General features: G+C 74.6%; 12 protein-coding genes and 1 pseudogene. 7 read left to right on the plus strand and 6 right to left on the minus strand.

The genetic code is table 11. The features are described from left to right. The first annotated feature begins 45 nt into the window (after positions 1-45). The 6 genes and pseudogenes from ACSNOG_RS17185 to ACSNOG_RS17210 all read left to right on the plus strand — a co-directional run bounded on the left by ACSNOG_RS17185 (position 46) and on the right by ACSNOG_RS17210 (position 5,268). Complete coding sequence (locus ACSNOG_RS17185; RefSeq protein ID WP_436753513.1) at positions 46-495, plus strand: hypothetical protein; 450 nt, start codon at positions 46-48, stop codon at positions 493-495. Positions 496-694: 199 nt separating this feature from the next. Further along, the gene (locus ACSNOG_RS17190; protein ID WP_436753514.1) at positions 695-2,731 is read left to right on the plus strand and encodes a M6 family metalloprotease domain-containing protein; all 2,037 of its coding nucleotides are present in this window, start codon (positions 695-697) and stop codon (positions 2,729-2,731) included. 104 nt (positions 2,732-2,835) lie between these two features. Beyond that, the gene (locus ACSNOG_RS17195) at positions 2,836-3,165 is read left to right on the plus strand and encodes a hypothetical protein (RefSeq protein ID WP_436753515.1); all 330 of its coding nucleotides are present in this window, start codon (positions 2,836-2,838) and stop codon (positions 3,163-3,165) included. Between the two features lie 182 nt (positions 3,166-3,347). Then, positions 3,348-3,935 (plus strand): annotated as a pseudogene (locus ACSNOG_RS17200) (universal stress protein); the annotation flags it as partial. 184 nt (positions 3,936-4,119) lie between these two features. After that, complete coding sequence (locus tag ACSNOG_RS17205) at positions 4,120-4,227, plus strand: universal stress protein (RefSeq protein WP_436753525.1); 108 nt, start codon at positions 4,120-4,122, stop codon at positions 4,225-4,227. Positions 4,228-4,392: 165 nt separating this feature from the next. Then, entirely contained in the window at positions 4,393-5,268 is an 876-nt protein-coding gene (locus ACSNOG_RS17210) for a universal stress protein (RefSeq protein ID WP_436753516.1), read from the plus strand. Between the two features lie 54 nt (positions 5,269-5,322). Here ACSNOG_RS17210 and bla read toward each other — a convergent pair whose 3' ends face one another. Next, positions 5,323-6,237: a class A beta-lactamase gene (bla, locus tag ACSNOG_RS17215; protein ID WP_436753517.1), complete on the minus strand. Its 915-nt coding sequence runs from the start codon at positions 6,235-6,237 to the stop codon at positions 5,323-5,325. 137 nt (positions 6,238-6,374) lie between these two features. Between bla and ACSNOG_RS17220 the strand changes: the two genes are divergently transcribed. Then, complete coding sequence (locus ACSNOG_RS17220) at positions 6,375-6,878, plus strand: DUF3515 domain-containing protein (protein WP_436753518.1); 504 nt, start codon at positions 6,375-6,377, stop codon at positions 6,876-6,878. Positions 6,879-6,917: 39 nt separating this feature from the next. Here ACSNOG_RS17220 and ACSNOG_RS17225 read toward each other — a convergent pair whose 3' ends face one another. From ACSNOG_RS17225 to ACSNOG_RS17245, 5 genes are all read right to left on the minus strand, one after another. Continuing rightward, complete coding sequence (locus ACSNOG_RS17225) at positions 6,918-7,364, minus strand: DUF5955 family protein (RefSeq protein ID WP_436753519.1); 447 nt, start codon at positions 7,362-7,364, stop codon at positions 6,918-6,920. A gap of 4 nt (positions 7,365-7,368) precedes the next feature. After that, positions 7,369-9,192, minus strand: a complete 1,824-nt coding sequence (locus tag ACSNOG_RS17230; protein WP_436753520.1) for a hypothetical protein — start codon at positions 9,190-9,192, stop codon at positions 7,369-7,371. A 141-nt stretch (positions 9,193-9,333) separates the two neighbouring features. Beyond that, the gene (locus tag ACSNOG_RS17235; protein ID WP_436753521.1) at positions 9,334-10,203 is read right to left on the minus strand and encodes a hypothetical protein; all 870 of its coding nucleotides are present in this window, start codon (positions 10,201-10,203) and stop codon (positions 9,334-9,336) included. A 96-nt stretch (positions 10,204-10,299) separates the two neighbouring features. After that, positions 10,300-10,803 carry a S26 family signal peptidase gene (locus tag ACSNOG_RS17240; protein WP_436753522.1) on the minus strand — a complete coding sequence of 168 codons (504 nt, stop codon included), beginning with the start codon at positions 10,801-10,803 and terminating at the stop codon, positions 10,300-10,302. After that, on the minus strand, positions 10,800-12,694 hold a 1,895-nt coding region (locus tag ACSNOG_RS17245; RefSeq protein ID WP_436753523.1), incomplete at its 5' end, for an ABC transporter ATP-binding protein. The genes ACSNOG_RS17245 and ACSNOG_RS17240, both read right to left, overlap by 4 nt.

Below are 12,694 nucleotides of genomic sequence, written 5' to 3' on the forward strand. Positions count from 1 at the left end.
TCGATTGAATGGGCCGTGGGCCCTGAGCCGTGGGGGGAAGCCACCATGAGGGCGAGACTGAGAGAGACCGCGGAAGAACTGGCCGGCCTGCTGTGGCGGGAGTACATCGTCTACCGCGACCGGTCGGGGGAGGTGGTCATCCGGGGCGAGCACGTCCAGCGCTGGATCAGCCTCGCCCCCGCGGCCGGCGCCGACGAGATACTCGTCCGCGCGGGCCGCATTCTGGAGGGCGGCACCACCGCCCCGGCGCGCTCCGAGGCGGTCGTGGCGCTGTCGGCGGGCACGGGCGAGCTCGCCGCCGCCTGCCGCCGCCTCCTCGCCGACACCGCGGCCGCCCCCGCACCCCCGGCCCCGGCCGCGGTGAAGGGGCGCCGGGCCGCGAAGGGGCGGTCCCGCGGCGGGAGCCGCCGCCACACGGGCCTGGGATCCTGGGTGGTGATCGCCTGCGTGCTCGGCGTGCTCGGCCTGTGCGCCTACCGGATCGTGGTGCCGTAAGGGCGCATGGCTCCACCCGGCCGGAGTCCGGCGAGGCGGCGTCCGCTCCTGTCACGGCAGGCGCGGGCACCGCTCACGGCCTTCCGTTCACGGGCAACACGGAGGCGCTCTGGCGTCGCCGCTCTCCCCGGCTCTACCGTGGGCCCCGGTAGGCTCGAACAAGCGCTTGTCATGAACTTGCCAATTCAAGAGGTGAGCCGTGTTCCTGCGCCGCAGACGCGCCCGTCGACTGCGCCGACTCAGCGTCGTCGCCCTCCTCCTCGGTGTCGTGGCCGCCGTCGCCGCGGGCCCCGCCCGGGCCCTGCCCGACGCCACCCCCCGGGGCCCGCAGCCCCTCGTCCAGCCGATCGATCCGCAGCACTGGCACAACCCCGACGACATGACCTGGGCCGAGTACCGCTCGGTGCCCGGCACGAACTGGGCCGACCCGGACCGCAAACCCACGCAGCGCAAGTTCAAGGGGGCCCTGGTCCTCCTGGACTACCCCGACGAGGAGTTCTCCGTCAGCAAGCCGGCCGGCGCCGCCCGCTTCGGCAACCCGCTGCCCAGCGCCTCCGGCATTCCCCGCTCCCAGGTGGCGAAGTTCTACGAGGACTTCCTCAACAAGCCCGGCGCGCTCAACCGCGGCCACACCATCAACGAGTACTGGATGGAGGACTCCGGTGGCCGCGTCGGCGTCGGGCTGACCTCCTTCGGCGTGTACCGCATGCCGTGGAAGTCCTACCAGTACGGCATCGAGCCCGGCATGAACCCCGGTGCCTGCCCGGTGGGCGACACCTGCGGCAAGGACATCCGCACCGACGGCAAACGCGCCTGGGTGGACGACGTGGGAGCGGACAGGGCCGGCGAGTTCGACTTCGTCTTCTACCTCACCGCCGGCGTGGACGAGTCCTCCGCCTGGCAGGAGTTCGGGCAGATGAAGTTCCGCTCGGAGCGGGACGTGCCGACCGCCTGGGGACCCCCGTCGCCCCTCGCCTCCGGCCTCAACTCCGCCAGGACCCGCTACGTGCCGTGGACGTCCTGGCAGGCCGCCGCCCGCATCTGGCCCAACGCGGCCAACGGCTCCTCCACCCAGGCCGAGAGCTCCGGCATGGCCACGTTCGCGCACGAACTCAGCCACATCCTGGGCATCGGCGACAACTACAACAACCCCTACGGCACCCCGCTCAGCCGCTCGTACACCGGCATCTGGGGCATGCTCTCGCGCGGTTCGTTCAACGGCCCCGGCGGACCGCACACCCGCTGGCAGATACCCGCCACCGCGGGCGGCTCCATGGGCGCCCAGCACGTCCTGCGGGACAAGATGAAGCTCGGCATCGTCGACGAGAAGAACGTCCTGCGCCTCGACCGCGACGCCCTCAAGGGCTCCGGGCTCGTCGTCGCCCGCGTCACCGCGCGCTCGGCCCCGCCCGGCGAGAAGGGCCTCACCGGCGTCAACGTCACCATGGGCCGCGACCTGTCCCCGGCCTGCGACCGCACCACCGATCCCCTGTGCGACGGCGGCGGCTACGACAACTACACCGTCGAGGTCGTCGACCGCATGGGCATGGACTCCTTCACCCCGGACAGCGGCGTCCTGCTCAGCAAGACCAAGAACGCCGACCGGGCCCCGTTCGCCTGGGTCGTCGACGCGCACCCCGAGGACATCGGCCTGCTCGACTTCATCCGCCCCGACGGCGTCCCGCAGAAGATCACCATGGGGGACTACCGGCAGCTCAGCGACGCGCTCTTCCACGCCGGTGCGGACTCCGGCAGCTCCTACGAGTACGTGGACGAGGCCAACCGGCTGCACTTCTACGTCCTCAACGTCCGGCGCGACGCCGCCGGAGTGCTCTCCTACGACATCGGCGTCAAGTCCCTGGACGGTGCCGGGCCGCAGGCCCGCGGGCTCGCACTCGGCCGCGGCACCGTGAAGAGCGACCCCGCCAAGGGACGGGCCGTGTGCACCTTCGGACTTGCCAACACCGGCCGGGCCGCCCCGCAGGACGATCCCCTGCTGTCCTCCGACGTCTACCGGCTGTCCGCCACCGCCTCCGGGCGCGGCTGGTCCGCCTGGCTGCCCAACCGCCTGGCCACCGCGGCCGCCGGCGCCTCGGTCCCCGTCGACGTCGCCGTCACGGCCAAGTCCGGCGCGGACCGCAAGGGCACCGTCACCCTCACCGCGCGCTCGGAGAGCGACCCGCGCAAGACGGCCAAGGCCACGTGCTCGCTGACGAAACCGGGCAGCTCCACCTGATCAGGCGAAGTCTCCTCCGAAACGGGACCGGTCCGCCGGGCGCCCGGTCTACTGAGGCCGATCAGCCGCACGAGAGCGTGCGGCTACTTCGGCAAGGGGAAGTGATGAGGAAGATTGCGACCGTGTTCGCCGCCCTGGCCTTCGGGTTCGTCGCGGCGTCGCCCGCGAACGCGGCGGTGCACAGCCAGTGCGGCAAATACATCTGTGTCCTGACGGCGCACCACAACCGCTTCGTGCAGGACATCACGGTGCGCACCAAGGACGGCCTGCCCGGCACGCTGCGGTCCTACTGGGGCAACTTCCACTCGCCGAAGGTCAACGCGGCGTCCCACCGGTGGGCCGTCGGCTACGAGCAGGCGGAGTCCAAGCTCGTGTGCGGCGGCCTGGAGCGGGACGGCCGCACCATCGAGGACGGCATCTGCGTGACGATCTGACGCGGAGGACGCGCCGGCGGTGGCGGGGCCGTTCGGCGAGAGCGGCGGCGGGCCGTTCGGCGGAAGGCCGGGGCCCCTTGGGCCCACGCGCGCGACGGGCCCGAGGAGCGACGGTGGGTACGCGCCGCGGACAGCACGTCGCCGGCGCCGGCCGATCCCGTACGCACCCGGAGGTGCACGCCATGCCCCGTACCGTCATCGCCGGACTGGACGGCTCGCCCGAATCGATCGCCGCCGCCGAGTGGGCCGCGCGCGAGGCCCGGCTGCGCGGGCTGCCGCTGACGCTGCTGCACGTGCTGGAGGACTGGACGCACCCCTACGGCTTCGCGGCGCTCAGCGGCGCGGAGTACGACCCCGGGCGCTGGGCGGACTGCCTCCTCGCGGAAGTGGCCGGACTGGTGAACCAGGAACACCCCGGCCTGGAGATCCGCGCGGTGCAGGGGGAAGGCCGTCCCGTCGAGCGGCTGGTGGCCGCGGCGAAGGAGGCCGAGGTGCTGGCGCTCGGCTCCCGGGGACTGGGCACGCTGAGCGGCTTCCTGACGGGGTCGGTGTCGATGGCGGTCCTCGCCCGCGCCGAGCGGCCGGTCGTCCTCATACGGGCGGGAGAACGGGTCGCGAGGGCGCCGGAGCCGTACGGTGACGTGGTCGTCGGCGTGGACCTCGCCCGGCCGTGCGACGAATTGCTCTCCCACGCCTTCGAGGCGGCCGCGGCCTACGGCGCCCGCCTGCGGGTCGTGCACGGCTGGAGCCTGCCGCCCCTGTTCGGCTACGACCCGGCCGCGGTCGACCCGCAGCACGTCGCCGACCTGGCCACGCGCGAGTCGGTGGCGCTCACGGACGCGCTGCGGCCCTGGTGCGGCAAGTACCCGAGTGTGCCGGTCGACGAGCAGTGCGTGGTGGGCCGCCCCGGCGAGCACCGTCACCGAGGCCTCGGCCACGGCCTCCCTGGTGGTCGTGGGGCGCCGCGCGCGCCGCTCGGTGATCGGCGCGCGTCTCGGGCCCGTCACGCACGCCGTGCTGCACCACGCGACCGCCCCCGTCGCCGTCGTGCCGCACAGCTGACGTGACCGGATCCGCACGGCCGCTCCCGCCCGGGCGGAGTCACTCGTCCGTGTGGCTGCGGCCTGCGGTCCCTGCCACAGTGGCGGGGACGGCCGGAGAGTGGCCGCATCGAGAAAACGTCGCCCGCCCCATGGAGGCCCTGTGTCCGGCGTGATCACTGTTGGCGTGGACGGAAGCGAGCACGGCAAGGCGGCCGCGGACTGGGCCGCCGCCGAGGCGGCGCGCCGGGGCATGGAGCTGCGCCTGATCCACGCCTGGGTGTGGCAGCCGCTGGACCTGCCCGTCGACGCGGGCACCGAGGCGCAGCAGCGCTGGGCCGAGACGCTGCTGCGCGAGGCCCGGGCCCGGGTCGCCGCCCGGTGTCCCGCCGTGCCGGTGACGGCCCGGCTCCTGCCCGCGGACCCGGTCCCGGCCCTGGTGGCCGAGGCGACCGAGGCCGACATGCTCGTCCTGGGCTCGCGCGGGCACGGAGCGCTGATCGGCTATCTGATCGGATCCGTCGCCCTGCACGTGCTGCGGCAGGCCAGGGGGCCGGTCGTGCTCGTGCGCAGTCACGGCGATCCGGCCGGCGACCGGCAGGAGCCGGCCGGCGGCCCCGCCACCGGCCCGGGCGAGGTGGTGGTGGGCGTGCCCGGCGCGGCGGAGGAGGCCGGGGCCGTCCTGGAGTTCGCCTTCGCGGCCGCGGCCGCCCGGGGAGCGGTCCTGCGCGCCGTACGGGCCTGGTCCATCCCTCCGGTGTTCGCCTGGAGCCCGGCGTCCATGCGGCTCGCCGACGAGGCGGGCGGCCTCGAACCGCTGGAGAGGAAGCGGCTGTCCGACGCCCTCCAGCCGTGGCGGGAACGCCGCCCGCAGGTCGAGGTCGTCGAGCACCTCGAAATGGGCAGCGCGGCGCAGGTGCTGCTGTCCTCCTGCGAGCGGGCCGCCCTGCTGGTCGTCGGGCGCCACGCCTCCGGGCCGCACGTCCCCCAGCGGATCGGGCACGTCGCCCACGCGGCCCTGCACCACGCTCCCTGTCCGGTGGCCGTGGTCCCGCAGCCCTGAGGCGGGTGCGGGTGCGGGTGCGGGGCCAGGGCCGGGCCGGGAGCCTGCCGGCCGTCAGGCGAGGGCGGAGGCCAGGATCCCGGCGGTCTTGCGGACGAGCTCCGCGTCGCTTTCCGCCTTGGGGTCGTGCTTGGTGGTGAGGACGGAGACGACGACCGGGGCGCCCTTCGGGTTCCAGACGACGCCCACGTCGTTGCTGGTGCCGTAGCTCCCGGAGCCGGTCTTGTCCGCGACCGTCCAGCCCTTGAAGCCGGCGCGGAACTTCTCCTTGCTCGTGGTGTTGGCGAGCAGCCACCCGGTCAGGCGCTTGCGGTCCCCCCGGTCCAGCGCGTTGCCGAGGACGAGCTGCGCGTAGGTCCGTGCGATGGCGCGGGGGGTGGTGATGTCGGTCAGGCGGTCCGGCTCCGCCGAGTTCAGGTCGGGCTCCCACCGGTCGAGCCGGGTCTTGCCGTCGCCGATCGAGCGGCAGAATCGGGTGACGGCGGTCGGGCCTCCCAGCTCGGTGAGCAGGAGGTTCGCCGCGGCGTTGTCGCTGTAGGAGATGGCGGCGCCGCAGAGCTCCTCGACGGTCATGCCGTTGGCGACGTTCTTCTTCCGGCCGGTGATCTCGTCGTAGCCCGACGCCTTGGCGTACTCGGCCGTGTAGTGGATGCGCTTGGCGAGGAACGTGCCGTCGTGGTCGAGGTCCCGCAGGACCGCCGCGACGGCGATCGTCTTGAACGTCGAGCACATGGGGAAGTTCTGGTCGTCGTTGAGGACGACGGTCCTGCCGGTGGCCATGTTGCGGGCGTACACGCCGAGGCGTGCGGAGTGCTCGCGCTCCAGCGCGCGCAGCTGACGGGAGATCCGGTCCCCGGCGGGCGTCGATGCGTAGGCCGTCCCGCCCGTGGCCATGGCGGCGGCGAGCGCCGTACCGGCGCCGAGGGTGAGAACCGCGCGGCGGGAGGGCTGTGCACCTATGCTTTTCAAGATCGTATTCTCCTTGTGTCCGGCCTGGCCTTGCACGGCCCGGTCGAGAGTCAATACGTCACTGATGGTGTGGTTGGTTCCACTTGGGTGCCACTTGGCCTCATTCATACGCACTTATAGGCACAGAGGAGCATTCGGTGGAGCCTTGGACCCGCCGCTTACGCGGCCTGCCCGTCGTCGCGGCGCTGCTCCTCGCCGCCGGATCGTCGTCCACGGGCGGGGCCGCGGCCCGTTCCGTGCCCACGCCGACGGGGAAGCAGGCCGCTCACTGCCGCGCGCTGCACGCGCAACTGCCCGCCGCCCTGGCCGGGCTGGAGCGCAGGACGTCCGCCCCCGTCTCGCAGTTCACCGCGGACTGGGGCCGCCCGGCGGTCGCGCTGCGCTGCGGCGTACCGCACCCCGAGGCCTTGAAGGACGGCTCAGAGACCTTCGACCGCTACGCCCACGCGTGGGAGGTCGGCGGCATCGAGTGGTATCCGCAGCAGCGGCCCGACGGCAGCGTCCGCTGCACGGCCGTGCACCGTGCCGCGTTCGTTGAGGTGGACCTGCCGGAGGAGTACGGCGGTGACGGGACCGGGCAGGACGTCCTGACCGAGCTGGGTGCGCTCATCAGGAAGACCATTCCCGAAGGGTATGCCTAACCCTGAACCGGCCATTGAGGGCCGGGACGGGCCGGGCCCTCAGAACCACGGCGCCGCCGCCTCCCGCAGCGCCCTGACGTCCTCCGCGAGCGACGCCGCCGAGGCCAGGGCCCCGGTCACCGCGTACACCGCCCGCTGGATCCGCCCCCGTGCGGGCTCGCCGGCCGTCGGCAGCGCGTCGTCCACCTCGTCCAGCGCGGACTGCGCGGCCTGCACGGCGGGCCCCGGCAGGGTGCTGCCGGCGGAGTCCGGGGAGCCGGCGGCGACGGCCGCGAGCCGGGCGCGCAGGGCTTCCACGGCCTGCCGCAGCTCCCGGACTCCGGCGGACTCCGCGTCCCGGCCGCCGGAAGCCGCCGCGTGGTGGACGTACTCCGCCCGGGCGTGGTCACCGGTCTGCGCGTTGCCGGTGAAGGTGCCGTGGACGTGGATGCCGCGCGCGTGGTCCCGGGGCTCGTCCCGGTTCCCGTCCCGCTGCGTGGAGGTCATCGCGTCAACTCCCTGAAGAGGCGCTGCCGGAGCCCGGGCCGACGTGCGGCTGCGGCGTGGTGACGGTCTGGTGCGTCGCGTGCGCGCCATCACCCGTCTGGACGTTCCCGGTGACCGTTCCGTGCACGTGCACCGAGCGGTCGAAGACGACGTTGGCACGCGCGTCGTACTCGTCCGTGCGGTATCCCGCGTCCCGCAGGCTGCCGCGCACCGCCGTCAGCGTGCGGGTCTTGATGCTCTTGAGGAACCGCTGGACGTCCATCTCCTGGAACAACTGCTGGTACTCGGGCTCGGCGGCCAGCTCCCGGACCGAGTACCGGGGCCCGTGGTCGACCACGCGGTCGGTGCGGCACATCCGCTCGTACCAGGCCCGGTGCCGCGCGGTGCGCACGGCCGTCCGCGGGACGGCCAGGACGTCGCGCGGGGCGTCCCCCGCCAGCCGGAAGGCGGCCGCCAGGGCGCGGCCCGCCAGCGAGAGCCAGTCGGCGGCGTCGGACGGCGGCATCACCTTGTCGATCTCGTGGTACGCGCGGGCGATCGGCGGCAGCAGGAAGGCCCGGGACTCCAGGAACAGCAGACCGCCCTGCAACTGCACCCGGCTGAAGACGGTGAGGACGACCTCGTCCTCCCAGCTGCCCACCCTCGTCGTCAGATAGTGCCGCAGCCGCTCCTCCGCGGCCAGGTCCAGGCTGTCCTGCCACCACGTCGGGGGAGCCGGCACGCCCGGCGCGAGCCGCAGCAGCCGGGCGGCCGAGCGCCGGGCGGACGGCGCCATGCGGGCGAAGGCGGTGCCCGGCCCCGTGCCGCTCCAGTCCGCGGCCGGGCCCAGGCGCAGACCGCCCTTCATCACGTAGTCGTCCACGTGGATGCCGTGCAGGCGGTCCCCGGGGTACGCCCCGCCCTCGCCCAGCCGCAGCAGTTCGGCGCGGATGCGCGCGTGCACCGCGGGGACGGTGAAGCCGGCGGCGTCCGGCACCGTGACGGGACCGGGGCCGGCCGGAGCGGTCACCGCCTTCGGGAAGCGGAGCGTGGGCACGGCCGCGCCGGTCCGGGTTACGAGCTCGATCGCGAAGGACCAGGAGTCCACCTCGATCCCGGCCCCGACGAAGGGTGCGTAGTCGCTGTAGATGACGTCGGGGTCGGCCTGCTGACGGCGCAGCTGTGCGACGCGGGCCGCGGTGGAGCCGTGCCCGTCGGGGGGTTCCGGGGCGCGGCCGGTGGCGAGGAGGTGCAGCAGGGACGTTCTGAGGTACGTGTCCACGGCCGCGATCGCCGCCCAGAACGCGAAGACCAGCAGGGCGGCCGGAAGATGGGGCCGCACGACATCGGACAGCAGCGGGCCGAGTCCGCTCAGGAGCCGGCCGCCGAGGAAGAGGAGGGCCCCCAGCACGAGCAGCCAGGTCAGCAGGCGGGCCACGGGCCCGGGCCGGTGCTGTCCCGCCTTGCCGGTGCCGCGCTCGGCAGTGCTCGCCGCGGCACGGGCCGCGAGCCGGAAGAGGTGGACGACCAGCACCACGCCGACGCACAGGAACACGCCCGCCGCGTCGACCGGAATCAGCAGCAGGGGCACGGTGAGCATCAGCACCCCGCGGAGCACGGCCCGGCGCCGCGCCGCGAAACACTCCTTGAGCACGGCCACGAGATCCACCCCGTAGGCGGGCGGAGGCACGCGGTACGGATTCTCGGCGAGCTCCGCGATCACCGCGTCCCGGAAGTCGCGGTCGAGGTGGGCCGCGCCGCGCAGGTAGGCGGTGGCATCACCGGGCCGGCTGCCCGCCTGCGCCGCGATGAGCTGGCGGAGCGGGTTCGGGGGATCCTGCTGGCTCATCGTGGGGAACCTTCCGTCGGGGCGGAGAGGGAGGGCGGAGAGGGAGGGCGACGAAGGGGGACGAGGAAGGGGGACGAGGAAGGGCGGCAGCAAGGGCGGACAGGGCGGACGCAGGAGCCGGGGCAAGAGGCTGCCGAGTCGTCAGATGCGGGTGTGGTCGCGCACCGGCAGCCCGTACCGGCCGGCGATCGGCGCCCACCTCCGCAGGAACTCCTGCTTGGCCTGCGTCGCGAGCCCGCTGCTCGCCACTCCGCGGTCGTACGCGGCGCCGTGCGGGACGCTGCCGGAGGAGCAGCCCGCGGCGTCCTGCGCCCACCGGGCGAACGCGCGGTCGGCCTCCGCCGAGCGCCGCCACGCGGTCCGCAGCTCCCGCGCCGCGGCACCGCCGCCCTCGATCTCGTCCACGGCGATGCGGGACAGCTCCTCGACCAGACCGTCACGCCGGACGGCCGCCGCGTCCAGAACCGACCCGGCCGCTGCGACGGCCGCACCGGAGGCACACGCCTCGACGGCGTTCACCGCGTCGGTGACCTTCTCTCGGTCGGCCGTGCTCTTCGTCAGCAGCGCGTCCAGGGCCGCTGCGGGGACCCGCCCCGCGACGGGCGGTCCCAGGGGCGACGCGGGCGGCTGTCCCGCGGTCTGCGCCTGGCTCGGCGTCGCGCTCTGCCCCGTACCCTGCCCCGTTCCCTGCCCCGTTCCCTGCCCCGCGCTCTGCGCCGCGAGCGACGCCGACGGGCCGCCGGGCGACGGCTCGGAGCCGGCGGGGGAGTCCGGGAAGAAGGCCTTGACCACGACCAGGGCGACCGCCGCCGACGCCACCGCGCCGACCACCGCCGGCAGGACGAACCTCCGCGGCCCGGACGGCCCCCGGCCGGCCGGCGGCGCGTGGCCGCCGCCCTCCACCGCGGGCCCGGCCTCGGCGGATCCCCCGGACACCGGCACCCAACCGCCCGCGCCCCGGCGGGCCTCGCTGTCCCAGCGCATCGGTGCGCCGTCGTCCTTCTCGGCCATACCGGATCCCCCGTCGCTCTTCCGCACTGTCGTGCGGTCGGCGCACAGTGTCAACTCCCGGGGAAATCCGGCAGACCGGCCTCCTGTTGTCGCCCCTCACCGCCGTCGCAGCACCGTCCCCAGGACGCGCTCCAGCGGGAAGTAGCCGACCTCCCGCGAATCGAGGCTCACCCTGCCGTTGTCACCGAGGAGGACCACCTTGCCCGGCGGCACGCGCTCCCCGGGAGCCGTGGCCAGGGCGGGGACGCAGTCGAACGGCACGAGGTCGCCGGGGAGCGCGGCCACGCGTTTGATCAGCCAGTCGCGGCCGTGGACGCCGGCCGTGCCCGGCCCGGGGCCCACCGGCGGCCCGGGCCAGGCGCCGCCGCTCGCCGGGCGCTCGGCCACCACGACCCGGCCCACCGCCGGCCGCGGGCCGCGCCGGACCAGGACGCGGTCGCCGTCCCGGAAGGCCGGCGCCATGCTCGTGCCCCGGACGGTGACCACGACCAGGCCGCGCGTCAGACACACGGCCATGCCCAGTGCCGACCCTAGTGCCGCGCCCGCCGCGACGGCCGCCGCGCCGCGCAGCCGACGCCGCAGCGCGGTCCCGGGCGTCACCGCTGCTCCCCGGTGAACGCGGGCTCGCTCCCGGCGGCGCCGGCGCCGGTGCCGGCGGCCCGGTAGCCGGCGGCCTGGAGGGCGAACAGGCGGGCGTAGCGGCCGCCGGAGCCGATCAGCTGGGCGTGCGGGCCCTGTTCCACCACGCGGCCGTCCTCCAGGACGGCGATGACGTCGGCGTCGCGCACCGCGCCGAGGCGGTGGGAGATCAGCAGACTGGTCCGCTCGCCGCGGTGCCGCCGCAGCGCGGTGTGGATCTCGTGCTCCGCCTCGGCGTCGAGCCCCGCCGACGGCTCGTCCAGGATCATCAGGTCGCGCCGGTCCCGCAGGAACGCGCGGGCGAGCGCGAGCCGCTGCCGCTGACCGCCGGAGAGGACCACTCCCGTCTCCGGGTTGTCCTTGTCGGACTCCATGAAGAACCTCCGCGACAGCAACGTGTCGTACCCGTACGGCAGGCTCGCGAGCTTGGCGTGGATGCCGGCGCGCTCCGCCGCCGCCTCGATCCGCGGGCGGTCGCCGAGCGCCTCGAGGTCGCCCAGGGCGATGTTCTCCGCCGCCGTCATGTCGTAGTGCATGTAGTCCTGGAACACCGCGCCGATGCGCCGCCGCAGCTCCGCCACGTCGACCGTACGGATGTCCACGCCGTCCCACAGGATCGCGCCGCGGTCGGGATCGTAGAACCGGCACAGGAGCTTGACCAGCGTGGACTTGCCCGCGCCGTTGAGCCCGACGAGGGCCACCACCTGGCCGTGGCGCAGGTGCAGACTGGCACCGCGCAGCACCCACGGGTGCTCGTCGGAGTACCGGAACCACACGTCGCGCAGCTCGATGCCGCCGGCCGGCGGCGGCAGCGCGACGGGCTGCCGGGGCACCGGCAGGTCCGGCCCGGCCCCCGCGACCACGAGGTAGTGCTCGAACATCAGCAACGCCTGGTGCGAGCGGGCCACTTCGCTCGCCAGGGAGGCCAGCGCGCCCTGGACGCCCGCCACCGCGGCCACGAACATGACGACGTCGCCCGCCGACAGGGTGCCGGCGTGCGCGGCGGCCACCGCCCACAGCAGCCCGCCGCCGGAGACGAGCGCGGCGAGCAGCCCGAGCCCGGACTGGACGACGGCCTCGCGCCGGTCCACCGCGCGCTTGGCGGCGTCGGCCGTACGCCGGTCGGCCAGCATCCGCCCCCGCAGGAACGGGCCGATGCCGAAGAGCCGTATCTCCTTGGCCGCTTCGACGCTCGACAGCAGCTCGCTGTAGAACATCTGCCGGCGCTCGACCGGGCCGACCTCCCACAGCGTGCGCGCCTTGCGCCGCGCCATCGCGACCTCGGACACCAGCGTGGGCACGGAGGCGCCCAGCACCAGGGCCGTCATCCACGGGCTGAGCAGCGACAGCGAGCCGAGGAACCCGCCGATGGTCACGGCGCCGCGGGCGATGCCGACGGCTCCGTCGACGGCCTGGTTGGGCATGCCGCCCCCGGAGCTCTGCGCGAGCCGCAGCCGGTCCAGGAAGCGCGGGTCCTCGAAGCGCCCCAGGCCGGCGAAGCCCTCCACGGCCGTGAACAGCCGGTCGTCGGCGAGCAGTCCTACCCTGCGGTCGAGTTCGCGCCGCAAGTACTGGCTGACCTGCGGCACCACCGCGATGACCGTCCCCGCCGCGGCGAGCCCCGCGCCCAGGCCCACCAGCGTGCCGAGGGTGGCACCCGAGCCCAGCCCGTCGAGCATCAGCTTGGTCAGCCACGCGGTGACCACGGGGAGGGCGCCGGCCACCAGCGTCAGCACCAGGTAGCACGCGAGGGCCGCGGGGGCCGCGTTCGCCACCAGCGCGGCGGCCGCGGCGATCCGCCGGGCGGAGGCCCCGGGGCTGCGGGGGCTGCCGGGGCGGCCGTCCGGAAGGC

The organism is Streptomyces sp. URMC 124 (genome assembly GCF_051386455.1).
GTDB lineage: Bacteria > Actinomycetota > Actinomycetes > Streptomycetales > Streptomycetaceae > Streptomyces.